This is a genomic window from Corynebacterium silvaticum, assembly GCF_002162115.2.
GTDB classification, from domain to species: domain Bacteria; phylum Actinomycetota; class Actinomycetes; order Mycobacteriales; family Mycobacteriaceae; genus Corynebacterium; species Corynebacterium silvaticum.
In genome coordinates, this window is sequence record NZ_CP021417.2 from 456,541 (window position 1) to 481,252 (window position 24,712).

At 53.0% G+C, this 24,712-nt stretch carries 21 protein-coding genes and 4 pseudogenes; 21 read left to right on the forward strand and 4 right to left on the reverse strand.

Annotated features, from left to right (window positions below):
* Positions 1 to 1,040, reverse strand: a pseudogene (locus CBE74_RS14575) (ABC transporter permease).
* A gap of 2 nt (positions 1,041 to 1,042) precedes the next feature.
* Positions 1,043 to 2,026 (reverse strand): annotated as a pseudogene (locus CBE74_RS14580) (ABC transporter permease).
* A 712-nt stretch (positions 2,027 to 2,738) separates the two neighbouring features.
* On the opposite strand from CBE74_RS14580, the gene rplN reads away from it, so the two are divergent.
* The 21 genes and pseudogenes from rplN to CBE74_RS14685 all read left to right on the forward strand — a co-directional run bounded on the left by rplN (position 2,739) and on the right by CBE74_RS14685 (position 21,688).
* The gene (rplN, locus tag CBE74_RS14585) at positions 2,739 to 3,107 is read left to right on the forward strand and encodes a 50S ribosomal protein L14 (protein ID WP_013241217.1); all 369 of its coding nucleotides are present in this window, start codon (positions 2,739 to 2,741) and stop codon (positions 3,105 to 3,107) included.
* Positions 3,108 to 3,109: 2 nt separating this feature from the next.
* Complete coding sequence (rplX, locus tag CBE74_RS14590) at positions 3,110 to 3,424, forward strand: 50S ribosomal protein L24 (RefSeq protein WP_087453389.1); 315 nt, start codon at positions 3,110 to 3,112, stop codon at positions 3,422 to 3,424.
* Between the two features lie 2 nt (positions 3,425 to 3,426).
* Complete coding sequence (gene rplE / locus CBE74_RS14595) at positions 3,427 to 3,990, forward strand: 50S ribosomal protein L5 (protein ID WP_013910805.1); 564 nt, start codon at positions 3,427 to 3,429, stop codon at positions 3,988 to 3,990.
* A 700-nt stretch (positions 3,991 to 4,690) separates the two neighbouring features.
* Entirely contained in the window at positions 4,691 to 6,034 is a 1,344-nt protein-coding gene (locus CBE74_RS14600) for a serine/threonine transporter (RefSeq protein ID WP_087453390.1), read from the forward strand.
* Positions 6,035 to 6,085: 51 nt separating this feature from the next.
* The gene (locus CBE74_RS14605; RefSeq protein ID WP_087453391.1) at positions 6,086 to 7,462 is read left to right on the forward strand and encodes an L-serine ammonia-lyase; all 1,377 of its coding nucleotides are present in this window, start codon (positions 6,086 to 6,088) and stop codon (positions 7,460 to 7,462) included.
* 210 nt (positions 7,463 to 7,672) lie between these two features.
* Complete coding sequence (locus tag CBE74_RS14610) at positions 7,673 to 8,752, forward strand: asparaginase (protein ID WP_087453392.1); 1,080 nt, start codon at positions 7,673 to 7,675, stop codon at positions 8,750 to 8,752.
* 535 nt (positions 8,753 to 9,287) lie between these two features.
* Entirely contained in the window at positions 9,288 to 9,539 is a 252-nt protein-coding gene (locus tag CBE74_RS14615; RefSeq protein ID WP_087453394.1) for a hypothetical protein, read from the forward strand.
* A gap of 182 nt (positions 9,540 to 9,721) precedes the next feature.
* Positions 9,722 to 9,847, forward strand: coding sequence for a hypothetical protein (locus CBE74_RS14620; protein ID WP_263059978.1), 126 nt, complete (start codon positions 9,722 to 9,724; stop codon positions 9,845 to 9,847).
* An 845-nt stretch (positions 9,848 to 10,692) separates the two neighbouring features.
* Positions 10,693 to 11,916 (forward strand): annotated as a pseudogene (locus tag CBE74_RS14625) (acid phosphatase).
* Positions 11,917 to 12,207: 291 nt separating this feature from the next.
* Positions 12,208 to 12,606 (forward strand): 30S ribosomal protein S8, encoded by a 399-nt coding sequence (gene rpsH / locus CBE74_RS14630; RefSeq protein ID WP_013910810.1) that lies wholly within the window; start codon positions 12,208 to 12,210, stop codon positions 12,604 to 12,606.
* Between the two features lie 15 nt (positions 12,607 to 12,621).
* The gene (rplF, locus tag CBE74_RS14635) at positions 12,622 to 13,158 is read left to right on the forward strand and encodes a 50S ribosomal protein L6 (RefSeq protein WP_087453395.1); all 537 of its coding nucleotides are present in this window, start codon (positions 12,622 to 12,624) and stop codon (positions 13,156 to 13,158) included.
* A 3-nt stretch (positions 13,159 to 13,161) separates the two neighbouring features.
* A complete protein-coding gene (rplR, locus tag CBE74_RS14640) occupies positions 13,162 to 13,569 on the forward strand; it encodes a 50S ribosomal protein L18 (protein WP_013910812.1) in 408 nt (135 codons plus the stop codon).
* Positions 13,570 to 13,609: 40 nt separating this feature from the next.
* Entirely contained in the window at positions 13,610 to 14,236 is a 627-nt protein-coding gene (gene rpsE / locus CBE74_RS14645; RefSeq protein ID WP_013241228.1) for a 30S ribosomal protein S5, read from the forward strand.
* Positions 14,237 to 14,238: 2 nt separating this feature from the next.
* Complete coding sequence (gene rpmD / locus CBE74_RS14650; protein WP_013241229.1) at positions 14,239 to 14,424, forward strand: 50S ribosomal protein L30; 186 nt, start codon at positions 14,239 to 14,241, stop codon at positions 14,422 to 14,424.
* A gap of 3 nt (positions 14,425 to 14,427) precedes the next feature.
* Positions 14,428 to 14,874 (forward strand): 50S ribosomal protein L15, encoded by a 447-nt coding sequence (gene rplO, locus CBE74_RS14655; protein WP_087453396.1) that lies wholly within the window; start codon positions 14,428 to 14,430, stop codon positions 14,872 to 14,874.
* Positions 14,875 to 15,102: 228 nt separating this feature from the next.
* Positions 15,103 to 15,561 carry a hypothetical protein gene (locus tag CBE74_RS14660; RefSeq protein ID WP_087453397.1) on the forward strand — a complete coding sequence of 153 codons (459 nt, stop codon included), beginning with the start codon at positions 15,103 to 15,105 and terminating at the stop codon, positions 15,559 to 15,561.
* 557 nt (positions 15,562 to 16,118) lie between these two features.
* The gene (locus CBE74_RS14665; protein ID WP_087453398.1) at positions 16,119 to 17,366 is read left to right on the forward strand and encodes an extracellular solute-binding protein; all 1,248 of its coding nucleotides are present in this window, start codon (positions 16,119 to 16,121) and stop codon (positions 17,364 to 17,366) included.
* 116 nt (positions 17,367 to 17,482) lie between these two features.
* Positions 17,483 to 18,889: a carbohydrate ABC transporter permease gene (locus CBE74_RS14670; RefSeq protein ID WP_087453399.1), complete on the forward strand. Its 1,407-nt coding sequence runs from the start codon at positions 17,483 to 17,485 to the stop codon at positions 18,887 to 18,889.
* Complete coding sequence (locus tag CBE74_RS14675) at positions 18,889 to 19,767, forward strand: sugar ABC transporter permease (RefSeq protein ID WP_087453400.1); 879 nt, start codon at positions 18,889 to 18,891, stop codon at positions 19,765 to 19,767. Before CBE74_RS14670 ends, CBE74_RS14675 begins: the two co-directional genes overlap by 1 nt.
* Before the next feature lie 167 nt (positions 19,768 to 19,934).
* Entirely contained in the window at positions 19,935 to 20,678 is a 744-nt protein-coding gene (locus CBE74_RS14680) for a TraX family protein (protein ID WP_087453401.1), read from the forward strand.
* 212 nt (positions 20,679 to 20,890) lie between these two features.
* Entirely contained in the window at positions 20,891 to 21,688 is a 798-nt protein-coding gene (locus tag CBE74_RS14685; RefSeq protein ID WP_087453402.1) for a formate/nitrite transporter family protein, read from the forward strand.
* 27 nt (positions 21,689 to 21,715) lie between these two features.
* On the opposite strand, the pseudogene CBE74_RS14690 reads toward CBE74_RS14685, so the two are convergent.
* Positions 21,716 to 23,033 (reverse strand): annotated as a pseudogene (locus CBE74_RS14690) (DUF4032 domain-containing protein).
* A gap of 46 nt (positions 23,034 to 23,079) precedes the next feature.
* A complete protein-coding gene (locus CBE74_RS14695) occupies positions 23,080 to 24,216 on the reverse strand; it encodes an ABC transporter ATP-binding protein (RefSeq protein WP_087453403.1) in 1,137 nt (378 codons plus the stop codon).
* Positions 24,217 to 24,712 lie beyond the last annotated feature (496 nt).

Consider the following 24,712-nt stretch of genomic DNA (forward strand, 5'->3'; position numbering starts at 1 on the left):
TTAAGCCTTTCCAACTGCTGCGGAATTGGGATCGAGCGCGTCGCGGAGACCATCAGCAATGAACGCCATGGAAACGGTGAGGAGAGTGAGCACTGCAGCTGGGAAATAGAATTCCCAAGGTGAAGATAAGAGTGAATTCGCGCCGGTAGAGAGCAGGGTACCGAGGGATACGTCGGGGATCTTGACGCCAAGTCCCAAGAAGGACAACCCAGTTTCGCTCATGACCGCGCTGACCACACCTAACGTGGCATTAATGACAAGAAGCGAGCCAATGTTGGGGATAAGGTGGTAGCGAATGATAGTGAAGTTAGAGACCCCCATGTAGCGGGCTGCCTTGATATATTCCCGTTCTCTGAGGGACAGCGACATAGACCAGATCACTCGGGCGTAGTACATCCATCCGAATGCAATCAAAACCACGATGAGTAGTTTCCAGTCACCGCCGGAGCCAGAAACAATAAGGGTAATGATGAGGAAGGATGGGATCACCAGGAGGAAGTGAATAATCCCTAAGATCGCGCGTTCGGGGCGTCCGCCGAGCAAAGCTGCAGTGGAACCGACGAATGCGGAGATAAGGGTAGTGGCGAGTGAAACAGTGATGGCGATGGTGAGGGAACGTCCAAGTCCATGAACGACCATGGCAAAAAGATCGTTTCCTGAAGAACTCGTGCCAAACCAGTGCTCAGGGGAAGGCGGGCTACTCAGTGCTAAAAAGTCTGGGTCATCAAAGTCCCATTGAGCTATGAAAGAACCAAAAATCGCCAGCAGGAAGAGCAGAAACAGGATTACTGAGCCGACTACTGCCGTCTTGTTGCGAAGGAAACGCGCAGATAGAGACGGTATTTGTTCATCGGTTTTTGCACAGTAACATGCGCTGTTTCAATACCCTGCTGGGCGTTGAGGATTTCCGATTCTGTGACGCTAGAGGTGTTGGTTTGCGCCAGCGGAGAGCTGGAAACCGTGAGGTCTGCGGTAGGCAGAACGTTGGGGGAGAGGTCCTCGTGCCGATCCTCGCCGTTATTGCGATATTCCTTGCGCATGGTTAGCTCACCCGGACTCGTGGATCGAGAATGACAACAAAGATGTCGGCGAGGACTGCGCCGATGGCCGTCATAAGGGCACCAAAGGCAGCGACTGCGACAACTCCATGGATGTCATTCTTATTAATAGTGGAGACGAAATATTGCCCCATGCCCTGCCATCCGAAGATCGTTTCGGTCATAATCGCACCGGTAAAAATTCCGGGTATGGAGAATGCGACGGTAGTAGCTACGGGGATGATGGACGTGCGCAGAGCGTGTCGACGCACAGCCTGTGCCCTGGTGAGTCCCTTTGCACGTGCAGTGCGCACATAGTCGGCGTCGATGTTGTCGAGCAATATTGAGCGCTGGAGAAAGTGGTAACTCGCGTAAGAGATGATGATGAGTGAAACGGTGGGCAATATGAGGTGCTGCGCGTAATCGATGAGCTTGGGTAAGAATCCCTCAACGCCCACGGATGAGGCCCCTGTAACAAAGAAGAGATTGGTGCCTAGAGCCTGATTAGTTTTAATAGCAAGCCATACAACCACGATGGATGCCACGACAACGTGGATGTTCATGGCCAGGATAGAGATGAACTGGAAGACCCGATCGCCGGCTTTGTATTGGCGGAAAGCCGTGAAAACACCAATGCCTACGCCAAGCAGCACGGAAATGATTGTGGCGAGGAGCAGAAGTTGGGCGGAAACCCAGATGCGATAGGAGATCTGAGAGTTTACGGAATCGCCTAGCGGTGAAGACCCCTAGTCCCAGTGCATGATGATGTTGGAAAGCCAGTGCCACCAGCGCTCAATGATCGGTTCTTTGTCATTGAGGTTGAGCGGGCTCAGTATCGCGTCGACACGATCTTCCGGAACAGGCGGTCGGCGGCCAACATAGTTTGAACGGGGATTAAGGAAGAAGGACGCGAGGAAGTATGTAAGGTTCACCGCGAGAAAAATCATGGCCAACCAGCCAAGCGTTTTCTTAATGAGAAACTTGATCATAGGTATGGGCTGCCTGTCGTGATTTTATGTGTGAGCGTTGGATGAAGCCTTACCTGCCAAAAGTAAAGGGAATCACTAAACACTCTTAACGTGAGTCAGTTCATATTAAGTATGAAAATTAGCAGAGATGAGGGACTTTTTGTGTGATTCTTTCAAGAAAGTTCAAATTAATTATTTCCATGCTTCTATTGCTTATTAAGCCTCGTTTTCTGTCTTTCACCTTTGTAGATATGGTAGATCGGGGGAAATTTTTAATCTGAAAAGATGTCGGATTTAACATTTATTCCGCTTGTTCCTGTTGGCCAACAGGTCGTTTGTAAAAGGTATCCAGAATGAAAACCACCCACCTTTCCCCGTTTGGGGGTGGTTTGCAGGTTCCTGGCCTTGCTGGGGTGTTTGGTGGAATGTCTGGGTGGGAGGGGACGTCGTAAAGCAATGTCCTAAATCTCTTGAGGGTGTTGGCGGCGCGTGGGGGCTTGTTGGGAAGGCTCTTGGGTTTGATATGAGGTGAAGCTTGCTGGTGTGGTGGGGCTTGTGGTTAAATGTTCAGGTTGCCTATATAGGTCGGCTGATTGTGCACTAGTTTCCGAGTGTCGCGGCCGAGACCCCTCGACCATTGATGGTTCGTTGAGCATGTGTAGGTAGTAGTACATAGACCGCGTGCGTCAGTTCGGAAATCTGCCGCACAAACATCCAGGTCAGGAGACCCATAGTGATTCAGCAGGAATCGCGTCTGCGGGTTGCCGATAACACTGGTGCACGAGAGATTCTCTGCATCCGCGTTCTTGGTGGCTCCACCCGACGCTTTGCTGGCATCGGCGACGTTATTGTCGCGACTGTCAAGGAAGCAACCCCCGGCGGCAACGTCAAGGCTGGCGAGGTTGTGAAGGCTGTTATCGTTCGCGCAAAGAAGGAAACCCGTCGTGCAGACGGCTCCTACATTCGCTTCGATGAGAACGCTGCTGTTCTGATCAAGAACGACAACGAGCCTAAGGGTACCCGTATCTTCGGCCCCGTTGCTCGTGAGCTGCGCGACAAGCGCTTCATGAAGATCGTTTCTCTTGCACCGGAGGTGATCTAAGAATGAAGGTCCATAAGGGCGATATGGTTCTGGTGATCTCTGGCCCCGATAAGGGTGCTAAGGGCAAGGTCATTCAGGCTTTCCCGAAGACCGATAAGGTCCTCGTTGAGGGTGTTAACCGTGTAAAGAAGCACGTTGCTAACTCTGCTCCAGAGCGCGGCGCTGAGTCTGGCGGAATTGTCACCCAGGAAGCTCCAATCCACGTCTCTAACGTTATGGTTCTAGACTCCGACGGTAACCCGACCCGTATCGGTTACCGCTTCGATGAGAACGGCAAGAAGGTCCGTATCTCGCGTCGTAACGGGAAGGACATCTAATCATGAGCGAGAACTACACCCCGCGTCTGAAGACCCGCTACCGTGAAGAAATCCGCACCGCGCTGAATGAAGAGTTCTCCTTTGAGAACGTCATGCAGATTCCTGGTGTGACCAAGGTTGTTGTCAACATGGGCGTCGGCGACGCTGCACGTGACTCCAAGCTGATCAACGGTGCGCTTGAGGATCTGACCCTTATTACCGGTCAGAAGCCTGAGCTGCGGCGTGCGAAGAAGTCCATCGCTAACTTCAAGCTCCGTGAGGGCATGCCGATTGGCGCACGCGTTACCCTTCGTGGCGACCGCATGTGGGAGTTCCTGGACCGTCTGCTGACTGTTGCTCTGCCTCGTATTCGTGACTTCCGTGGTCTTTCTGACCAGCAGTTCGACGGACACGGCAACTACACTTTCGGTCTCGCTGAGCAGACCATGTTCTACGAAATCGACGTAGACAAGGTTGACCGTCCTCGCGGTATGGACATCACCGTTGTTACCACTGCAACCAACAATGAGGAAGGCCGTGCGCTTTTGCGTGAACTCGGCTTCCCTTTCAAGAAGGCTGAGAACTAAGAGTTCTTATCCCGATTGGGTCTTAGCTAGGTAAACGTAGCGTAAGGCTTAAAACAAAGTCACCCACTAATTGGTAGTGGGTGACTTTGTTTTTTTGTGTCTTTTAGCGCTTCTGCTCTTGGTTTTTCGGAGTGGGCTCGGAGAAATATTTCTAAAAACTGTCCGGTTAGGAGTAGAGCGGGAAGAAAAAGCAGTAATCGGACATTTTTGTTTTCTTCTGAAAATCGTGAAAACTGTGGATTATGTTGGAGTAGCATACCTTCTATAGTGATAAAAATCCCATTCTTTGAGAAGTCTGTCGAATTATAAAAAGAAAAAATACGCGTCAGTTTATGCGGTGGGGTAAGCGATGCCCGTTTTGTTGAGCTGCGCAAACGGGGGATATCTCATGTGATACCTAGTGAACAATTGGTTTTCGGGTAGACAAGGGTCTGTTGGGGAGATATTAATTACACCAAAATAGCCGGTTAATATTTTTAACCTGCCTAGTTCCGTGGTTATTGTCCAGGTGTAACACCAAAGACAGAAGGATGTTAATCGTAACTGGCGTCACACGTCGTCATGAGCTCCCATTCTTGTTTCCTAGTACTTATACCGAGGCCCATCGTGATGGGGCTGGAATAGGTGAGGAGATGGATAAGAGTGACAAGGACTTCCTGAATTCTTTGGTTTGGAATTCGCGAGAATTTTTGGAGAACCCATGTCGCAGACAATTTCCGTGCCAGCAAACTCAGGCTCGGCCGATTCATCATCGTCAGACTCGTCGCCGTCTCACTCGACATCGGCACCGAAGTGGCGTAAAAGTGACACCGTTTGGGCCCTGAGCCTTTTCGGAACCGCCATCGGTGCCGGTGTCCTTTTCCTTCCTATTAACGCAGGCATTGGCGGCATCATTCCGCTGATCGTGATGACGATCGTTGTCTTCCCGATGACCTACTGGGCTCACCGTGGCCTGACGCGTTTCGTTCTTTCTTCTTCTAAAGAAGGCGGAGACCTCACGGACGCCGTCGAGGAGCATTTCGGTCGGAAGGCAGGCGCCTTCATGACCATTCTTTACTTCCTCTCTGTGTACCCGATTCTTCTGGTGTACTCGGTTACCATCACCAACACCGTTAACTCGTTCCTGGAGCACCAGCTCGGAGTGGCCCCATGGCCACGTTGGCTCATGTCCCTTATCCTTGTCGGCGGTTTGATCTTTGTGGTGAGCCTGGGACGCGACGTGATCGTCAAGGCTATGAGCGTGTTGGTCTTCCCATTCATCGGCATCCTGGTTCTGCTGTCCCTGTACTTGGTGCCTAAGTGGAACACATCCTTGTTTGGAACCTTCTCCCTGGAATCCGCCTCGGCAGCGACCGGTCACAGCATCTGGGTCACCCTGTTGCTCTTGGTCCCCGTTATGGTGTTCTCCTTTAACCACTCGCCAATTATTTCTTCCTTTGCGGTAGAAAAGCGCGAAGAGTACGGCATCCATGCTGATGAGAAGACCGGTAAGGTCCTGAAGGTTGCTCAGATCCTCATGGTCTGCGTGGTTATGTTCTTTGTCTTCTCCTGTGCACTAAGCCTTTCCCCACAAGACCTTGCTGAGGCAAAGTCGCAGAACATCACCATCCTGTCCTACTTGGCTAACCACTTTGATAACCCCGTCATCCAGTGGGCTGCTCCTATCATCGCCATGATCGCTGTGGCTAAATCCTTCTTGGGCCACTACCTCGGCGCTGCAGAAGGCTTCCAGGGCTTGATCTCCAAGAAGGGTGCGGAGGCATCCGCTGAGGCCAAGGGCGATCGCAAGCTTGCTCTGATCACGCTGTCCTTCATGCTGGTCACCGCATGGCTCGTCGGCTGGTTGAATCCTTCTATCCTCGGAATGATTGAGACTCTCTGCGGTCCTACCATCGCCATCCTCCTCTTCCTGATGCCGATGTACGCCATCCACAAGGTTCCTGCTCTGCAGAAGTACCGTGGACATCTCTCGAACTACTTCATCTTCTTCATGGGTCTTGTTGCCTTTGGCACGATCTTCTACAACATCGTTCAAGCAATCTAAAACACCCCATAGTTTCCCGCGATAACCTCGCACTGTTCCCTAGGAGCAAGAATGTTTATCAGTAGTTTCGACATGTTCAAGATCGGCATCGGTCCTTCGAGCTCACACACGCTCGGCCCGATGAAGGCAGGAAAGGCCTTTGCCGACGAGCTTGAGGCACGAGGGCTTCTCGACGCCACCGTCCGTGTACAAGCAGATGTCTATGGCTCTTTGTCCCTCACCGGTATCGGACACGCAACCGATAAAGCCATCATCATGGGTCTTGCTGGTTTTGAGCCAGAGTCCGTGGACATCGATGCGATGCCAAGTTTCTTGGAAGAGGTAGCCTCTCTTCAACGCCTGCCATTGTCTGGTGGAAAGAAACTAGTGAACTTCCCACGCGGGAAGGACATCGTTTTCCACAACACCTGCCTGCAGCTGCATGAGAACGGCATGACCATCACTGCGTTCTCTGAAGAAGAAGTGCTTCTACATAAGACGTATTTCTCTATCGGCGGTGGATTCATCGTGGATGAAGAGCACTTCGGGGCAGCCGATGAGGATACTTCTTCCGTTCCGTTTGCTTACCGCAGCGCAGAAGAGTTTCTCACGATGTGCGACATTGAAGGGCTCAGCATCCCGGAGCTAGAGTGGCGCAATGAGACATCAGCTGCCTCTGAAGAGGACGTGCGTGATCACCTGGCCAAGGTCTGGAACGTGATGCGTACTGGCATCGAACGTGGTTCGAGCGCTGAGGGAATTCTCCCCGGTGAGCTTCGGGTCCCGCGTCGTGCAAAGGCACTGCGGACTCGCTTGGAAAACACGAGCGAGAATGAGCCATTGCGCATGATGAGCTGGCTTAATATGTTTGCCCTTGCCGTCAATGAGGAAAACGCTGCTGGTGGTCGCGTTGTTACGTCTCCTACAAATGGCGCTTGTGGCGTTCTGCCCGCTGTCCTGTCTTATTGGGACAAGTTGGTGGCGCCTGTGGATGAGAAGATGTACACCGATTACTTCCTCACCTGCAAGGTTGTCGGTGCGCTCTACAAGATGAACGCTTCTATTTCTGGTGCTGAGGTCGGTTGCCAGGGAGAGGTGGGCGTCGCTTGTTCGATGGCGGCGGCCGGTGTTGCGCAACTTATGGGCGGAACCCCGCAGCAGGTCTTCATCGCAGCTGAGATTGCAATGGAGCACAACTTGGGCCTTACCTGTGACCCCGTGTGTGGCCAGGTACAGGTTCCTTGCATCGAGCGTAACGCCGTGGCTGCTGTGGAGGCCGTCAACGCCGCAAACATGGCTTTGCAGCGTGAGTCGAACCCGACGGTATCACTAGACCAGATCATCACGACGATGTATCAGACTGGCAAGGACATGGACTCCAAGTACCGCGAAACCTCCCTTGGCGGTTTGGCTAAGGTCGTGCTTCCTAAGTTGATGCCGTGTAGCTAGTTTTCAATCACTGTCTAGTCCATGCCTAGCGCATGTTGGTGAACAGACAAAAGAACACCTTTGCATGGATAAAAATGATCGTGACATTAGTTTTCACGGGCGTTGTATCCCTGCAAAGGTGCTTTTGGCATTCGCGCGATAACACTTATAAGCGTTGCGGTGAATGGAATCATTGGCCGCATTGAGTAGCAAGAAGGAAGGTAGGATCGTATGACTCAGTTGTTCTCTCGCCGCCGCTTTCTCGGGGCCACTGCTCTAGCTACGGCTGGCGGTATTGGAGTGCTTACTGCGTGTGCACAAGAAGGTTCTCAACCCAGTGGCGCCACCAACCACGCTGAGGAGATAGATTATTCAGCGATCTCTGGGCATGTAGTCGTTTTATCTACCGGTGGAACTATCGCTAGTACCAATGTTGCCGGGGCGCTGGTCCCCACGGTAAGCGGTGAAGAGCTTGTAACGCCTGTGTATAAAAAGTTTTCTCAAGACAAACTCACGATCGAGGTTCGTCAGGTAAGCCAGCTGGATTCTTCTGCAATGACGTTGAAGGATACAGATACCATTATCCGTGAAGTGCTTAAGACGGTGAAGGAAGACAACGTCACAGGCGTGATAGTTACGCACGGTACTGATTCGATGGAAGAATCGGCCATCGCCGTGGACACGTTCCTCAGCGGTGATAAGCCTGTGGTCTTTACCGGTTCGATGCTGCCTTTCGACGATCCTCACACTGACGGTCCCGACAACCTCACTTTGGCTGTCACCGCAGCAACAGATACTAAAAATCAAGGGAAAGGCACTTTTATCGCTTTTGGCGGCACGCTGATCCGGGCACGCGGCGCATACAAATCCCATACCTCTGAAAAAGATGGTTTTCGCACTAACGCCGGCGACGATCTGGTTCGGCCTAAGCCGCTAGATTTTAAGCCGTTGGAGTCATACCGGGTAGACATTATCGCGGCCTATCCGGGTGCACCTCGTGCGCTTGTCGACGCCGCCATCGCCACCGGAGCGCAGGCCCTAGTCATTGAGGGGATGGGCGCAGGAAACGTCGGCGGCGATATCGCAGAGGGAATCGTGGCTGCCGCAGAGAAAAATATCCCGATAGTTATGACCACGCGTGTGGATGCTGGGCTAGTGGAAGGCACCTATGGTGGCGCAGGCGGCGGAGCTACCCTTGCACAAAAAGGCGTGATTGGCTCGAATTACTTGCGGGCGGGACAATCGCGCATTGTGCTTGCAGCCGCTCTGGCCACCGGAACGGATCCCAAGGTGCTCTTTAACGAGAGTTAACCAAAGAGCGCAAGCCGGCTGAGGCGTGCTCGGGGTGTGCCAGCCGGCTTGTGATGTGCGCTATTTTAGTTCGTTGGGGCTTTTTGTGAAATTCCTGCGACGAAAACGATGCTTGCTGCGACTAAAATGCAATGGCGATGGACGCTATGCTGACAACAAAACCGTACTTAGTAACTAAGTCTTTCTCCGTCATTATCTTACGAATCGTGTGTAAAGAAGCATCGATGCTGTCTATGTAAAGATATTTCTGAATGCTGTGTGCTTCTGCGAATCCGTTGTAGTTGGTAACATGTTCTGACAGCTTCTCCATTGTAACAGCCCTTGTCTGTCATAGTCACCGTGAGATGAAGAATGGTCTGGCTTTCTCTGTGGGCCGACCAGCCGAGCTTTCACAAACAATCTTCTAAGTATCTCGTGACGAGCAAGGGTAAGATTTTGTGATTTCAGATTGCGTTATACAGCAAGTCATAGGTAAAGATGTGGCAATGAGCTTTTGGTTTATTTGAAATGTGATCACTAGTAAAGGAAACAAGTTATGGTAGATCCAAAAAAATTTGACTCTGGAGATCAAGGGAGTTTCTCTAGCTGGAATTGGCGTTTCAAATTAGCAACTGCAATGAGCGTCCTTAGCATGGTAGCTGGGGCGGTTCTTCTTATATTGGGTTTCACAGTTTTCAGTGGATTTGCTGCTAATGTCGTTGCATATTTCCTGATGGCCGGGGGTGGATTAGGTGCGCTTGTTACTCCAATTTTCGCTGCACGGTATCGAGAGAAATCCTCAAGGTAATGCACTCGATTTTTTAGGGTTCTGAACTTGATTTAGAATCTCTGTTTTCGTCAAGCACTCCAACAAATTATCTGAGGTGTGTTTTTTCACTTTCCTCCAGGAGGCCTCGAACGGATCTGATTCCGTTTGTCAGATGCACAATCTCAGCCCAGTCAGGTTGCGGAGAAAACTAGTATGCCGCTATGGCGGGTGAACGCTATGACGCACAGCGCAGACGAGAGCTGGAAAAGGAAGTTGGGAAACTCTGCGAAGAACGAGAGATCTTGCAAAAGTTCATGAAATATTTCGCGGCAGAGACCAACTGGTGATCCGCTTCCCATTTGTTGATGCCCATTGCATCGGGCACTCGATCAAACGGATGTGCTAGTTCCTCGGCGTGGACAGGACGTTCCATTATAAACGACAGTGATCGTCGTAACGGCAGGACCTGTGATGATGAATTCTTAGCCGCAGAGATATAGATAGATATCTTCGAAGAATTCGATGCTTGTTGTGGAGTGAAGAGAATCACTGTGGAATTCAAAGCTCAGACAAAGTTTTATCCTGTTAACCACAAGTTTGTGGGCAGAGCGATGAAAGACAGGAGACGCAAGGGCTACATTATGCGTCGCATAGTGAAGGCGTCCTGACGAAGGAAGTGCGTCAGGCAGTTTATCGAAGTTATAGACATGGCTTACTGGGAATGCAGGTCCTTTGATGGTGTTGCTTTCCAAGCTGATCACGACCAGTCATGCTTTCACCGAACACTGCAGCGCTCAGGGGGACATGCACCGCACATAACACCGCTTTAGAAATGAAAACGAGATGCATTTCATAGCGGATCTTTTATTGCGGAATCACAAGACAGGGAAGAGTTATGAAATGCGTCTTAAGGGGGATGAGGGAGTCGGAACAAAAATGCAGGATGTGCGTTTCTCAGTGGGGGCAGTCAAGAAACAAGGATGTGATCCAGGAAGAGCTTCTTGTCGCTGATTGATCGCGCCCGTTAAAAGACCCAACTCTCGGGAACCCGCTTACACGATTCATATCTTGGTATAAGTGAAATTACGTTGAGCGCTTGGACAGCAGAGACACGATGGTTCGCGCGTCTGAGAAGCGCAGCGGTGAAAAGCGAAGGCTGCGGCTGACCTATGAAGGAGAAACCTTGTCCAAGATGAATCGCCGGTTACTGAGTTCGCTGTGTGTTACGGCTTTTATGTTTGCTGTAACCACACCAGTAAACGCACAGTCGTCCCTTCCCCTGCCTCCGGCATCACAGGCGGGATCGTCCCTGGCTCCTCCGCCTGTTCTGCATCCTGGTGCTCCTACTCCACAACCGTTTGCCCTGCGGATTACGTGGGGTATATCTCCGATATCAGTTCTTACAGCGGCGGAACTTACTACGACGTGGTGTCTAACTTTGAAGACCTGCGCCGGAATCATCCGAAAGCGCTAGAAGAAAACTCGGCGACGTCGATACGCATTAATAATGAGGCCACCTCGGAGACCGTGGCCCGGGCGCAGCACGCGACGCCCTCACCGAACGTGACGGCGTGCTCATGGCATTTTCGGATGCCCTAGGCCCCACGCTTGGAGGTTATCTGCGTACCGCACTCGCAGAGAATCGGCTGCCTAAGCTGCAGATGCTTCTTGGGGGATGGACGGCGCGCGCCGGGGGGCCAGCAAGTTCCACTTTTGTGGAAAAGAACATTTTTAGAAATCCACGCCCATACATTGCACACCCCGATGCGATTCGCCAATACCCAGTCGCGCATCATGATCTGTATCCAACATCGGGTTCTTTCCCCTCGGGACACACGAATCAAGCAGCGTGGACGACTGCCCTGTGGGCTTATATGCTGCCCGAATTTTCCGCTCAGCTATTGGATAGGGGATCGGAAGCAGGGTTAACCGGGTAGTACTTGGAGTCCACTATCCGCTGGATGTGATCGGTGGGCGGATGACAGGGAACGCGGCTGCGGCAGACCGTCTTAATGACCCGAAGATGCGGGCAGCATTGGACGCTGCCGGGGCAGAATTACGTGCGGAGTTGGAATGGCGCTGCGGGAAGAACTTGTCGGAGTGCGCCGCAGACATAGGAGCAAAGCTGCAGGCGGTGCACGCATACACAGAGCGCATGAACTATGGGATGAAGCCCCGTGTGTACGCCACCGAATCGCCGATGGTGGTGCCACAGGCAGCTCCTGTGCTCTTGTCATCTGCTTTCCCGCATCTGACATGGGATCAGCGTGCTGAAGTACTGCGTCAAACCGCGTCCGAGGCGGGTTATCCATTAGATGATCAGAGCCCGCGAGGGTCCTGGCAACGGATTAATTTGGCACGCGCTATGGCTGCAACCGTAACGGTGGATGAGCGCGGTGCGGTGAGCGTCGATTAGCTAGTGCAAGGGGCGTCGAAAAAAGTTTGTAAAAAAGTTGGCAAGAAGAACCGCGTAGAGTAAGCTGGCCACTCGGACTCGTGCGCCCTTATCAAGGTGCTGCCGAGACCACTGTACAAATTTTCATACCTACTTTGTTGTAGGCCCCTCGCCTTATGCGACCGTGTGGACATGTGGCAGCGAGCGCCCCAAGCTACTGAGTTTGGGGAGCGTAAGTGGCCCGAGAGCACGCGGTAACGCACGTTTAAAGGTGGGTAGGAACCGCAACGAGAAAGGCGCCAGGTCACTTTTATGACCATGACAGATCCTATCGCCGACATGCTGTCGCGCGTGCGCAACGCAAACCACGCGCACCACGACGTTGTGTCGATGCCTTCTTCCAAGCTCAAGGCAAACATTGCTGAGATCCTGAAGCAAGAAGGTTACATCGCTGACTACAAGGTTGAGGAAGTAAAGGTTGGCAAGACCCTTACCCTGAACCTGAAGTACGGCCCGAACCGTCAGCGCTCCATCGAGGGCGTTCGTCGCGTTTCCAAGCCAGGTCTGCGCGTGTACGCAAAGTCCACCAACTTGCCGAAGGTCCTTGGCGGCCTGGGCGTGGCTATCATTTCCACGTCTCAGGGTCTGCTGACCGATCGTCAGGCTACCGAGAAGGGTGTAGGCGGAGAAGTTCTCGCCTACGTCTGGTAAGGGAGGAGACGAAATATGTCACGTGTAGGTAAGGCACCTATCGCTGTTCCATCCAGCGTTGAGACCAAGATTGACGGCCAGCTCGTTGAGGTTAAAGGTCCTAAGGGAACCCTGAGCTTCGAGCTTCCAGAACCAATCCGCGCTTCTCTTGAAGACGGACAGATCACCGTGGTCCGCCCGGATGATCACCGCAAGAACCGTTCGCTGCACGGTTTGTCTCGTTCACTCGTTAACAACATGGTTGTTGGCGTGACCGAGGGCTACACCATCAAGATGGAAATCTTCGGTGTTGGCTACCGTGTTGCTCTTAAGGGCCAGAACCTTGAGTTCTCCCTTGGTTACTCCCACCCGGTCCTGATCGAGGCTCCGGAAGGCATCACGTTCGCTGTTGACGGCAACACCAAGTTGTCTGTCTCCGGTATCGACAAGCAAAAGGTCGGACAGATCGCCGCCATCATCCGTCGCCTCCGTAAGGATGATCCTTACAAGGGCAAGGGTATTCGTTATGAGGGCGAGCAGATCCGTCGCAAGGTCGGAAAGACGGGTAAGTAAGCAATGAGCAACAACGAGAACAACAACGGCAAGCGTCTGCCTGTGGGCAAGGACATTTCCACCCGCCGTCGCATCGCTCGCGCACGCCGTCACAACCGCATCCGCAAGAACCTGCGTGGTACCGCCGAGACCCCACGTCTCGTCGTCCACCGCACCTCTCGCCACATGCACGTTCAGGTCATCGACGACTTCGCTGGCCACACCTTGGCTGCTGCATCCACCTTGGAAGCAGAAGTTCGTGCAATCGAGGGTGACAAGAAAGCTAAGGGCGCTAAGGTCGGTCAGCTGATCGCCGAGCGCGCTAAGGCTGCTGGCATTGAGTCGATCGTTTTCGACCGTGCTGGCTACAAGTACCATGGCCGTGTTGCTGCACTGGCCGACGCAGCTCGTGAAGGTGGTCTGAAGTTCTAATGACCGCTATCTCCATGAACATCAACGGAAGGATTGCGTAATGCCGGGACGTGAACGGCGTGACGGCGGACGCTCCGCCGACGACAACCAGAAGAAGAACGATCGCCGTGGCGGACGCCGCGATGATCGTCGTAACCAGCAGCAGGACGAGCGCTCTCAGTACATCGAGCGCGTTGTTACCATCAACCGCGTCTCCAAGGTCGTGAAGGGTGGTCGTCGCTTCAGCTTCACCGCTCTCGTGATCGTCGGCGACGGCAAGGGAATGGTCGGCGTTGGCTACGGCAAGGCCAAGGAAGTTCCAGCTGCAATCCAAAAGGGTGCTGAGGAAGCTCGCAAGAACTTCTTCCGCGTTCCAATGGTTGCCGGCACCATCACTCACCCAGTTCAGGGTGAGGCAGCAGCAGGCATCGTTATGATGCGTCCGGCTGCACCTGGTACCGGTGTTATCGCCGGTGGCGCAGCTCGTCCAGTGCTTGAGTGCGCTGGCGTTCAGGACATCCTCTGCAAGTCTCTTGGCACCGACAACGCCATCAACGTAGTTCACGCTACCGTTGCTGGCCTGAAGCAGCTCAACCGTCCTGAAGAGGTCGCTGCTCGTCGTGGCAAGACCTTGGAAGAAGTTGCTCCGGCTCGTATGCTGCGCGCACGCGCAGGACAGGAGGCGTAACCATGGCCCTGAAGATTACTCAGCATAAGGGTCTGGTTGGTGCAAACCCGAAGCAGCGCAAGAACATGGCTGCTCTTGGTCTCAAGCGCATCAACCACTCCGTCGTACACGAGGACACCCCCGCAGTGCGCGGCATGATCAATGTGGTCCGCCACATGGTGTCTGTCGAAGAAGTGGCAGGGGAGTAAAACATGAGCGAACCAATTAAGCTCCACGATCTGCGTCCTGCAAAGGGTGCAAACAAGCCAAAGACCCGCGTTGGCCGCGGTGAGGCTTCCAAGGGTAAGACCGCTGGTCGCGGTACCAAGGGCACCAAGGCTCGTAAGCAACTTTCGGTTGCTTTCGAGGGTGGCCAGATGCCGATCCACATGCGTCTGCCAAAGCTGAAGGGCTTCAAGAACCCTTCCAAGGTTTACTACCAGGTTGTCAACGTTGCTGACCTGGAGAAGGCCTTCCCGAATGGCGGCGAGATCGCAGCTGTAGACATCGCAGCTGCTGGCCTCGTTCGTGCAAAGCAGCCTGTTAAGGTTCTTGGCGAGGGCGAAATCAGCGTTAAGCTGACCGTTTCCGGCGTCAAGTTCTCCAAGTCTGCTAAGGAAAAGATCGAAGCCGCTGGCGGCTCGATCGCTGAGGCTTAATTCTCAGGTAACTGAGAAGTTTCTCACTAAAAAGCCGTACCTACTCCGCATTTGCGGTGGTGGGTACGGCTTTTTCTTATTTTAATTTCTGGTTTTTATGTTTGAGGCTATTAAAAATTGACCAAAAGCTTATTCAACGTTAACATGAAAATAACCTAACACGCCGGGTGTTTTTATAACTTATCCCTATGGTGTGTATTTTTCTCAACTCTTAAAAGGGGATCACTCATGCAAAAAATCAAACTCTCACTTATTGCCGGCGCGGTGTGCTGCCTAGCGCTAGGCGGTTCCGTGGCAGGGGCTTCGCAGGTTTTGCTTACCGACAATGGCGCGCAGGAGACTGACGTTCGCGAGACCGTGGAGAAGCAGGGTGACACCTGGACATGTAAGCGAGAATCCTGGATTACTGGTGGCGACCAGTCGTATCCTTTAATTTCCCAGGGTCCTTGCACTGTTCCTGAACTTGGTCGCGCCTATGAGAAGCTGCGCTCCTGGAATGGGCAGGATCCCCGGATTCTTGAGGCTGATTTAATGAACGCTGCTGAATTGCGTGATCACTATAAGAAACTGAGCGAGGAGCAATCTGAGTTGCTTGATGATTTGACTCAGAATGGTGATTCTTCAGTCAAGCAGAAGGTCGAAAGGCTAAAATCTCGCCTTTCTGGCCCGAGCCGAACCGGCCGCTAATCTCATTCAATCCCCTAGATGTGAACAAGCATCTAGGGGATCTCTCCTTTTCTGGGGGCCTTTGAATATCTGTAGCCATTGTTCGGCTGGCTTAGCTCTCTTTGATAAACCCCGATCAAAATGGGCTATTTTCATATATTTGCACAGTTATTGGTTATCGTGTGCAAGATCTCACTCTGTCCGATGTTGGTTATTACCGGTTCCGTTTGGGGTGATCTTTGCGGGGGTCTCCTTTGTGTTCAAAGGAGGTGTGATGTCCGACCAATCGCCAGCTAGAAGCCACTTTATTGACACTTTTTCTCTTATTGGTTTTTCCTCAAAAAGCGGCAATGTTGGCCGGTTAATGCAGGTGGGGGTTGCAAAGGGGGTGGGTGGGCTGCGAGTATGGGGGTCTGTGAGTTAGTGCATAAACTTTCGGGTTACTCGAAAGTGTCACAGGCGGTTAAGCTAAGTGCTTGACAGGTGATTACCACTTTAAGAATGCTTTATCCGGGCATGAGTAAAAGAGGTAGTCGTCCCCCAACTTATCCCCCTAATCTCTAAAGGCGGTGAAGTGGATGAAGATCCGCGCAAAGAAGGCCCTCAGCGTATTGGCCATTTCAACCCTCGTTCTTGCCGGTTGCTCCAGCGAAAAGGACTCCAAGGGGTCGAGTGCTTCGGGTGACTCTAAGGGCGGCAAGATCACTCTGAGCGTGTGGAGCTCTCAGGAAGACCAAGATGGCTCAGGCGGATGGTTGCAGTCCGTTGAAAAGAAGTTTGAAGAGACACATCCGGACTATGACATCACATGGAAGAACTCGGTGGTTGGCGCTGATCAGGCTGCAACGACCGTAAACCAGGATCCTTCGGCAGCAGCTGATGTCTATGTCTACGCTAATGACCGCCTAGGCTCGTTGTTGGATTCGGGTGCTGTTGGTGAGCTTTCCGACGCCGGCATGAAGCAGCTCAGCGAGCAAGCCGAGGACACCATCGCCGCCAGTGTGAAGGGACAAGACGGCAAGGCTTATGGCCTTCCGATCGAGCCGAACACCTGGTTCATGTACTACAACAAGTCAAAGCTGAACCAGGAAGACATTAAGTCCTTTGACACCATGCTGTCTAAGGCTAAGGTCTCTTTCCCTATGTCTAACTCCTGGTACTACCCAGCGTTTTATGCTGGTGCAGGCGCTTCCTTCTTTGGCAAGGATGGCTTGGATGAGGCCGCTGGCATCAAGCTTGGCGACAAGGCCGGTGAAGTAACCAAGTACCTGACAAACGTTGTGAAGAACCCCAACTTTGTCAACGACGCTGAAGGCTCCGGCATCGGCGGCCTAGCTAATGGCTCTGTAGATGTTGTGTTCTCCGGTTCCTGGGATGCCAAGAACATCAAGAAGGCTCTGGGCGATAACTATGGTGTCGCAAGCCTCCCGACCTTCAAGCTCGATGGCCAGGATGTTCAGATGAAGTCCTTCTCCGGTTCCAAGGCAATTGCTTACAACCCCAACACCAAGAACCCAAAGGTTGCTTCTGAGTTCGCAGCTTTTCTCGCTTCCACTGAGTCTCAGAAGTCGCACTTTGACAAGAACGGTGTTATCCCAGCAGATAAGACGCTGGCCAAGGATGCTGCTATCGCAGCTGACCCTGTGGCAGTCGCACTGTTTGAGACCGTTGCCAATGCTTCGATCCTGCAGCCAACCCTGAAGCCAATGTCTGACTTCTGGGATCCTGCAACCACCTTCGGCAAGGCCCTGGTTAACGGCGAGGTCAACCCCGAGAATGCGGTGACTAAGACCGACGCTTGGACCTCTAGCTTTAGCAAAAAGTAGTCCCTGAATATGCGTGCGTATGTTGAGCCCAGTCTGCGTGCTGGGCTCAACGTGTGCATGAGCAGTTTTTCAAAAGAACACACTTTTAAAAGCCACAGGAAGGGGAGTGCGGACTCATGAAAGCTGGAGCCCACCGCGGTGGCCTGCGAACCAAACCGAAGCCAAAGACGCAAAAACGCAACGATGAGCCGAGTCTCTATTCGCTGTCTAACGCGTGGGCTAACGGAGACGCCATTACAAAGGCCTCGCTTGTTGTCTTTGGTCTTGGCAACCTAGTGCGTAAACAGTTTCTCAAAGGAGCAGTGTTCCTTGGCATAGAGATAGCCGCTATTGCACTGTTTATGAGCAAAGGAATTAAGGCGCTTCAAGAGTTGCCAGGTCTTGGTACTGGCGAACAAGGTCGCGTCAAAGTAGACGGATTCTGGGTTTATAAAAACAGCGACCCGTCGGTTGTTTTGTTGCTTGAAGGCGTGGCCACGATCTTTCTTCTTATCGTCTTCCTGTGGCTAGCTACAATCGCGTTGCGCAGTGCGTACAAGGCACAGACGTTCGTCGAGAAGCAAGGACGCGCGCGTACGCTGAAAGAAGACTTGCATGCGTTAACTGATGAAGACGCGCCGATTATGCTGATGTCGCTTCCTACGGCCGGCATTTTGATCTTCACAGTTTTGCCGCTGATTTTTATGATCAGCATGGCATTTACCAGCTATGATTCTCGGAATGTTCAGAAGTTTGACTGGGTGGGGCTAGAGAACTTTGGCAAGGTGTTCTCTAACACCGGTGGTGAAGTTAATCTGCAGATCTTTGTTGGCGTGCTCACCTGGACTCTGGTGTGGGCGTTCTTTGCCACATTCCTCAATTACTTCCTGGGCATGTTCTTGGCCATGATTATTCAGCGCAAGACCACCCGTGGAAAGGCGTTCTGGCGAGCGATTTTCTCCCTATCTGTGGCTGTTCCGCAGTTTGTTACGCTCCTCGTGCTGCGCAGTATGTTGCAGCCAGAGGGCATCGTGAACCGCCTGCTGCTGGATTGGGGCTGGATTGATAGCAGCCTGCCGTTCTTCACGGATGCAACGTGGGCGCGCGTGACGGTGATCATCGTTAACCTATGGATCGGTATTCCGTACACAATCATGCAGGTCACGGGCATTCTGCAGAATATTCCGGGCGAGCTCTACGAGGCTGCGCGTCTCGACGGCGCCAGCTGGTGGCAGACTTACCGCAATGTGACGTTGCCGTACATGTTCTTTGTGATGACGCCGTACCTGATCACCACATTTACTGCGAACGTGAACAACTTCAACGTGATCTACATGCTCTCCAAAGGCGACCCAACACCGATTGGCGCCTCGGCTGGTAAAACAGATCTCCTGATTACGTGGCTGTACAAACTCACGGTTGACCGTGGTGACTACAACGTGGGTGCGGTGATCGGTATCTTGACCTTCATTGTTCTCTCTACCGTGGCACTGATTACGTATCGACGAAGCGGCTCTTATCGCAACGAGGAAGGATTCCAGTGATGAGCACCAAACAAGTAGGGATCCGTGGAAGCCAGCGTCGTACGCGACAGCTTGTCGATTTCCTCGTTCATCTCTTTCTCACCGTCCTGGCGATCATTTGGGTGGTCCCCATCGTCTGGGTTGTGGCAGAAAGCTTTAACAAGAACACCGCTCCGTACACGAGCACCTTTTTCCCCACGGAATACAGCGTGGACAACTATGTTCAGCTCTTTACCGACCACTCAGTGCTGAACTTCCCCAAGATGTTCTTGAACACCCTGATCATCGCCTGTTTTACCTGCGCGATCAGCGTTGTCTTCGTGCTCTTTGTCTCCTATTCCCTGAGCCGTCTGCGTTTCCGGTTCCGCAAGGTCTATATGAATACCGCGCTGATCTTGGGAATGTTCCCCGGCATCATGTCGGTGGTGGCTATCTACTTCATCCTTAAAGCGATTGGCCTTACCCAAGGCTGGACCACCACGTTGGCGTTGATCATCGTGTATTCCGCCGGAACGGGCATGGGCTTTTACGTGATGAAGGGATTCATGGATACGATCCCGATTTCACTGGATGAGGCAGCGCTTCTCGACGGCTGCACAAGGTGGCAGGTCTTTACCAAGATCATTCTTCCGATTTCTAAACCGATGATTGTGTATCAAGCGATTGTGGGATTCTTGACCCCTTGGCTGGACTTTGTGCTTGCAAAAGCAATCGCTCGAACGCAGGAAAACTACACGGTTTCTCTTGGCCTATGGAAGATGCTGGAGAAAGAATATATCTACGATTGGTTTGCACGCTTTGCCGCAGGTGCCGTGTGCATCTCTATCCCCATCACGATTTTGTTCATCGTGATGCAGCGTTACTATCAGGAGTCGATGGCTGGTTCCGTTAAGGGATAGTAAAGCTCGTTGTTCGTACAACAAGTACCCTCGTGTTGGTCATAGACCAAAGGAACACGAGGGCATCCCGCTGCAATGGGCACAATCAACAAAGACCACCGAGAGCCACGTACAGCACCGCATGCAAACCTGAGGCGCTGTACACGCAAGCAGAAGCGAGGAAATGAATGGATGTTCAGCGACGTCAGAGAGGTTTTAGCGCTCATAAGCTGGCTGGCCTAGCAGGGTTTTTCATCATTGCGTCCTCGTTGGGCTCTCTTCTGGTTCGCCCCACGGGCTCGGGGTATGCGGATGCAGGCTTGGGCTTGCTGACTGTGGGAATCGTGATGGAGGTCATCTCTTGGTGCGCAATCCCACTCGTCGCCTGGCTCTACACGCTGGCAATCAAACGCGGAGTGAACCGATGGCGTCTTGCCGCGTGGACGTTCCTTATTGCTGCGGTGAGCGAGGTTCCTTATGATCTGGCCTCGGAACGACGGGTGTGGAGCACGGAGTCGCAGAATCCTGTGTGGGTTCTGCTGATAGCTCTCGTGGTGCTGGCAGCTATCGATATTACGGCGCAGCTGTCTACCGCTGCGAGATGGGCAGCGATGCTGGGGGTCACTCTTGCCGCAGTGTTTTGGATTGTGGCGCTTTCCTTGGGAACGCGTTTTGGAATCATCCCCATGGGGATCGCCTTACTCGGATTCATCATGATTTTTTATCTCCTCTGGGGATCCGAGAATCGCATGATGTATTCCGCTGGAGCTTTTGGTGCAGCGATGTTTATTTCGCCGGCGCTAGGAACAGTATTTTTGCATTACCGTCAGCCGCTGCTGGACGAGGAAGGTTCCTTGCCGGCCGCCTGGATTCCGTGGGCTTACCCTGCGGTTCTCCTGTGTGCGGGACTTATCGCCACGGTGCTGATGTAAAAAGGTAGCAAAGCCGTCCTTGATTGTGTACAGGCATAGGGCTGCTCACGCTGGGCGCGCATGCGGGAAGCTGAGAATGTGAATAGTTTCTCACTCTCCTCAAATAAAGAAGAGATGCTCTAACATCGATCTGTTACGTTCGCGCGAACCGAGACCACCCCTTCGCGGGGGCGCAGCGCGGACTCATCTCGATTTAGGAAAGGTCGTGCACGTTGACCGCGCCCGCATCTCTCAACGATAAAGTCTCCTCAGCAGTAGCAAAGAAAGTCGCCCTCTTTGACACTGACTTCTGGCGGTATTCTGTCCGCTGTATCTTCGCTGGTGTTTACCTCACCCTTGGAACAGCTTTCGCCGTTACCCTCGGACAAAAGCTCGATCATATCGTTCCCGGCGTGGGCTACCCGGTCTTTGGATTAATGTTCTTTGTCGGCCTGTACACCATAGTGTTGCTCAACGCAGAGCTTGCTACCAGCAACATGATGTACCTCGGATTCGAGGTTGTTAATAAAAAGGTGTCTTTGTCCAAGGCCACCCTCGTGCTTCTGGTCTGCACCTTTTTCAACCTTGTGGGTTCTGCACTCGTGGCCTTTTTGCTGAGCAGAGCAGTCGCGTTCTCTCACGTGGATGCAGAGAGCCTGGTCTCTACTATCACGGAAACTAAATTGGCCAAGGCCTCTTTGGGTCTCCTCATTGAGGGAATTCTGGCTAACGTCGTGGTTAATATGGGCATCATTGGTGTGGCCATGATGAAGGAATTCTCCGGTAAGCTTCTTACCCTGGCGTTTATCATCAGCATGTTTACTGTGATGGGGCTTGAGCACGTTATCGCAAACTTTGGTCTTGTCTCTTTGGTTGGGTTTAGCGCCGAGACGCTCCCAGCCCATTTTGATGCTGCGCATATTGCCCACAACTGGGCGGTCGTCTTTGTCGGCAACCTGCTAGGCGGAGGCGTGTGCATGGGCGCCGTGTACGCCTGGCTTAACCGGGGAAACGACAAGTACCGCGACTAAAAAGCTTATCGACACCCCCGCACCTTCCTAATCCTCCGATAGCTCGTCGTGGGGATCTTGATCCAGCATCCGCTCCTCATCTGGTCGGTGCGACAGGATGGTTTTTGCGTAGTCTGCCGCTGCAGTATCCAGCGGCACCTCATGCCCTGCGTTCTCTGAGAGATACCACTGATGTTCGAGAACCTCATGGAATATCTGCGCGGGCTGCAGCCGTGCCGAATACTCCTGTGGGATAGCCGCTAGCGTGGGCTCAAAAATATGAGTCAACCATTCATGGGCGATAGTGCTCATCGGCCGGTGACTATCTGAGTGGATGGCTCGGTAGGTCTCAATGGCATTGAGTATGCGTCGGGCCTGGTTTTCTTGCACGTCGAGGCCGGTGAGACGCATGAGCGCACGATGATGATGCCCTGCGTCGACCACCCTAGGCCTAATATGCACAGACTGTCCTTCATCGGAACTCGTGAGCTTGAGCTCTCCTACGTCAAAGCCCAATGCGTTGAGCTTGTCTATACGCTGCTGCACTTTCCAGTGCTCATCTGGCCTAATGGTTTGCTCGGCGGTCAGTTCCTCCCACAGCAGGGTGTACTTTTCCACGATGCGGTTGCCTATTTCTATGGCATCGACGTCTGGGGAAAGGAGTTTGCCGCTTTGCAGATCCATAAGTTCACCGATGATGTTTACCCGTGCGATGTCGACGTCGTAAAGCCTGCGTTGATCGCTGAGTTTAGGCTGTAGCTCGCCGGTTTCTGCGTCGACAAGGTACCCGGAAAAAGAGTCTGCGTCTCGACGAAACAGCATGTTGGAGAGGCTGACGTCACCCCAGAAGAAATTCAGCAGGTGGAGGTGGACTAAGAGGACGGCGAGTGAGTCGATAAGCCGGGTGGCTGTTTCCGAGCGCATGGACTGAGAAAAAACCGCGCGGTAGGGCAGTGAAAACTCCAGATGTTCCGTGACCAGCGCCGCTGTGAGGGGTTCCCCGGTGGCGTCGACACGCCCGGTGATCACAGCAAGAGGGCGTACCGACGGCGCCCCTAAGCGATTGAGATCCCGCAGCGTTTTGTACTCATTGTAGGCAACCTTTTGCCCGATCTCTTTGATCGCAAAAACCCTGCCGTCGATCCCCACAAAGCGCACCACATGGCGCGAAATGCCCCGTGGGAGCGACGCCAAATACTCTTCTGGCCAAGTCTTCTAGCGGAAGCGACCAGGGCAGCTGTAGCAATGCTGGGGCGATAGTGCCGTTGGTTATCTGCATAGAGGGGGGTAGCAGGCATGAGGACTCTTTCACGGAAGCTTCGAGGAGACAGGGGACAATGCCGAGGCTAATTGCGCGAAAGCCCACGCGGGGAAGATCCCGTGTGGGCAGCGGCGGTAAGAGCTAGACGTGCTTATTCTGGAAGTCGCACGCCCGTGGACTTGGAGAAGTTGTGCTGAGCGCCCTCACGGATACGAACATGGACGATGGAGCCAATGGGAGGCGCTGCATGCGGAGCAGTGCGAATGATGATTTCATCGGTGGACTCGTCATCGGGGTTAGCGTCCGTGCCAGAGCCGAGCGATCCGCCACCTTCCAGCTTGCCGTACATGTAGGCATCGGAGCCGAGCTCCTCGACTAGGTGTAGCTTCACCGGAATGGTGTTCGGGTCGTTTTCAGAAACAACCTCAAGCGCCTCGGGGCGGAAGCCGATAATAATCTTGCCGTTATCAGCAGGCGTAATAGCTGCACGGGTTGCTGGGCTCAGCGGAACCCGTGCCTTGCCCAAAACGGCATGGTCGCCTTCGATCGTGAAGGTTCCCAAGTTCATGGCTGGGGAACCGATAAAGCCAGCCACAAACTCGTTTGCAGGGAAATCGTAGAGCTCACGAGGCGTGCCCACCTGCTGCAGCACACCGAACTTAAGCACCGCGATACGGTCGCCCATGGTCAGAGCCTCAGTCTGGTCGTGGGTCACATACAAGGTGGTAACACCAAGTTCGCGCTGAAGAGCAGCGATTTGGGTGCGGGTCTGGACGCGAAGCTTCGCATCCAGGTTGGAGAGCGGCTCATCCATGAGGAAGACCTCAGGCTTGCGGACGATGGCGCGACCCATAGCCACACGCTGGCGCTGACCACCGGAAAGCGCCTTTGGCTTGCGATCAAGATACTCGGTGAGGTCAAGGGTGCGGGCAGCCTCTTCAACGCGACGGTTGATTTCTTCCTTGGGTTTCTTATCAATCTTGAGCGCAAACCCCATGTTCTCACGGACAGTCATGTGGGGATACAGCGCATAGTTCTGGAAGACCATGGCGATATCGCGATCACGCGGAGGCATATCCGTTACATCACGATCACCGATTGAGATGCGGCCAGAGTTGACGTCTTCAAGGCCTGCCAACATGCGCAAGGTAGTAGATTTACCGCAGCCTGACGGTCCCACGAGGACCAGGAACTCGCCGTCCTCAATATGAAGGTCAAATTCATCGACGGCTGGTTTATTCGCGCCGGGATAAACGCGGGATGCTTTTTCAAAGGTCACTGATGCCATAGTGGGGCAACTCCATTTCTTCATCGGCAGGTACGTGCCGAACGGTCCGTAGTAAAGAATCGCGTGGAAGCGTGCCTGAGGGCTAAAAACCTCGGGTACTACCTATGCGCAGTAATTAAGGCATAGACATGATTATTGTACGGGGAAAGTACGTGATGTGGACACACAATGAAAAAAGTTGAGATGTATGACTCATCTCGTGTGGAGGGGGCGTGGGGCTGTGCGGGAGGCTGCGCCCGGCTGGCGCGCGTCGGCACGCAAGTACAGTAGCTTAGGGGGCCCTAAAGCTAAAAATAACCTTAACTGTGTAGTTGGTGGGGTGCGGTGGTAGAGTAAAGCGGTCAATCATGTCCAACCTCAACTTTTGATGGAATGCGAGCTTCCGCAAGGGGCCTAGCAGGAGAAAAGGGAGAGAATCCTATAACAGGGGAGTCTCCTAAAAGAGCAGTTGAAGTTAGCTTTTTCTGCGATTGAGTTTTCTGCGGGGCGTCACTGA

What these genes read in the sequence shown, in the direction of transcription:
- rplX (WP_087453389.1), top strand. Translation starts at nt 3,110, where the DNA reads ATGAAGGTCCATAAGGGCGATATGGTTCTGGTGATCTCTGGCCCCGAT.
- rplE (WP_013910805.1), top strand. Translation starts at nt 3,427, where the DNA reads ATGAGCGAGAACTACACCCCGCGTCTGAAGACCCGCTACCGTGAAGAA.
- CBE74_RS14600 (WP_087453390.1), top strand. Translation starts at nt 4,691, where the DNA reads ATGTCGCAGACAATTTCCGTGCCAGCAAACTCAGGCTCGGCCGATTCA.
- CBE74_RS14605 (WP_087453391.1), top strand. Translation starts at nt 6,086, where the DNA reads ATGTTTATCAGTAGTTTCGACATGTTCAAGATCGGCATCGGTCCTTCG.
- CBE74_RS14610 (WP_087453392.1), top strand. Translation starts at nt 7,673, where the DNA reads ATGACTCAGTTGTTCTCTCGCCGCCGCTTTCTCGGGGCCACTGCTCTA.
- CBE74_RS14615 (WP_087453394.1), top strand. Translation starts at nt 9,288, where the DNA reads ATGGTAGATCCAAAAAAATTTGACTCTGGAGATCAAGGGAGTTTCTCT.
- CBE74_RS14620 (WP_263059978.1), top strand. Translation starts at nt 9,722, where the DNA reads ATGGCGGGTGAACGCTATGACGCACAGCGCAGACGAGAGCTGGAAAAG.
- rpsH (WP_013910810.1), top strand. Translation starts at nt 12,208, where the DNA reads ATGACCATGACAGATCCTATCGCCGACATGCTGTCGCGCGTGCGCAAC.
- rplF (WP_087453395.1), top strand. Translation starts at nt 12,622, where the DNA reads ATGTCACGTGTAGGTAAGGCACCTATCGCTGTTCCATCCAGCGTTGAG.
- rplR (WP_013910812.1), top strand. Translation starts at nt 13,162, where the DNA reads ATGAGCAACAACGAGAACAACAACGGCAAGCGTCTGCCTGTGGGCAAG.
- rpsE (WP_013241228.1), top strand. Translation starts at nt 13,610, where the DNA reads ATGCCGGGACGTGAACGGCGTGACGGCGGACGCTCCGCCGACGACAAC.
- rpmD (WP_013241229.1), top strand. Translation starts at nt 14,239, where the DNA reads ATGGCCCTGAAGATTACTCAGCATAAGGGTCTGGTTGGTGCAAACCCG.
- rplO (WP_087453396.1), top strand. Translation starts at nt 14,428, where the DNA reads ATGAGCGAACCAATTAAGCTCCACGATCTGCGTCCTGCAAAGGGTGCA.
- CBE74_RS14660 (WP_087453397.1), top strand. Translation starts at nt 15,103, where the DNA reads ATGCAAAAAATCAAACTCTCACTTATTGCCGGCGCGGTGTGCTGCCTA.
- CBE74_RS14665 (WP_087453398.1), top strand. Translation starts at nt 16,119, where the DNA reads ATGAAGATCCGCGCAAAGAAGGCCCTCAGCGTATTGGCCATTTCAACC.
- CBE74_RS14670 (WP_087453399.1), top strand. Translation starts at nt 17,483, where the DNA reads ATGAAAGCTGGAGCCCACCGCGGTGGCCTGCGAACCAAACCGAAGCCA.
- CBE74_RS14675 (WP_087453400.1), top strand. Translation starts at nt 18,889, where the DNA reads ATGAGCACCAAACAAGTAGGGATCCGTGGAAGCCAGCGTCGTACGCGA.
- CBE74_RS14680 (WP_087453401.1), top strand. Translation starts at nt 19,935, where the DNA reads ATGGATGTTCAGCGACGTCAGAGAGGTTTTAGCGCTCATAAGCTGGCT.
- CBE74_RS14695 (WP_087453403.1), bottom strand. Translation starts at nt 24,216, where the DNA reads ATGGCATCAGTGACCTTTGAAAAAGCATCCCGCGTTTATCCCGGCGCG.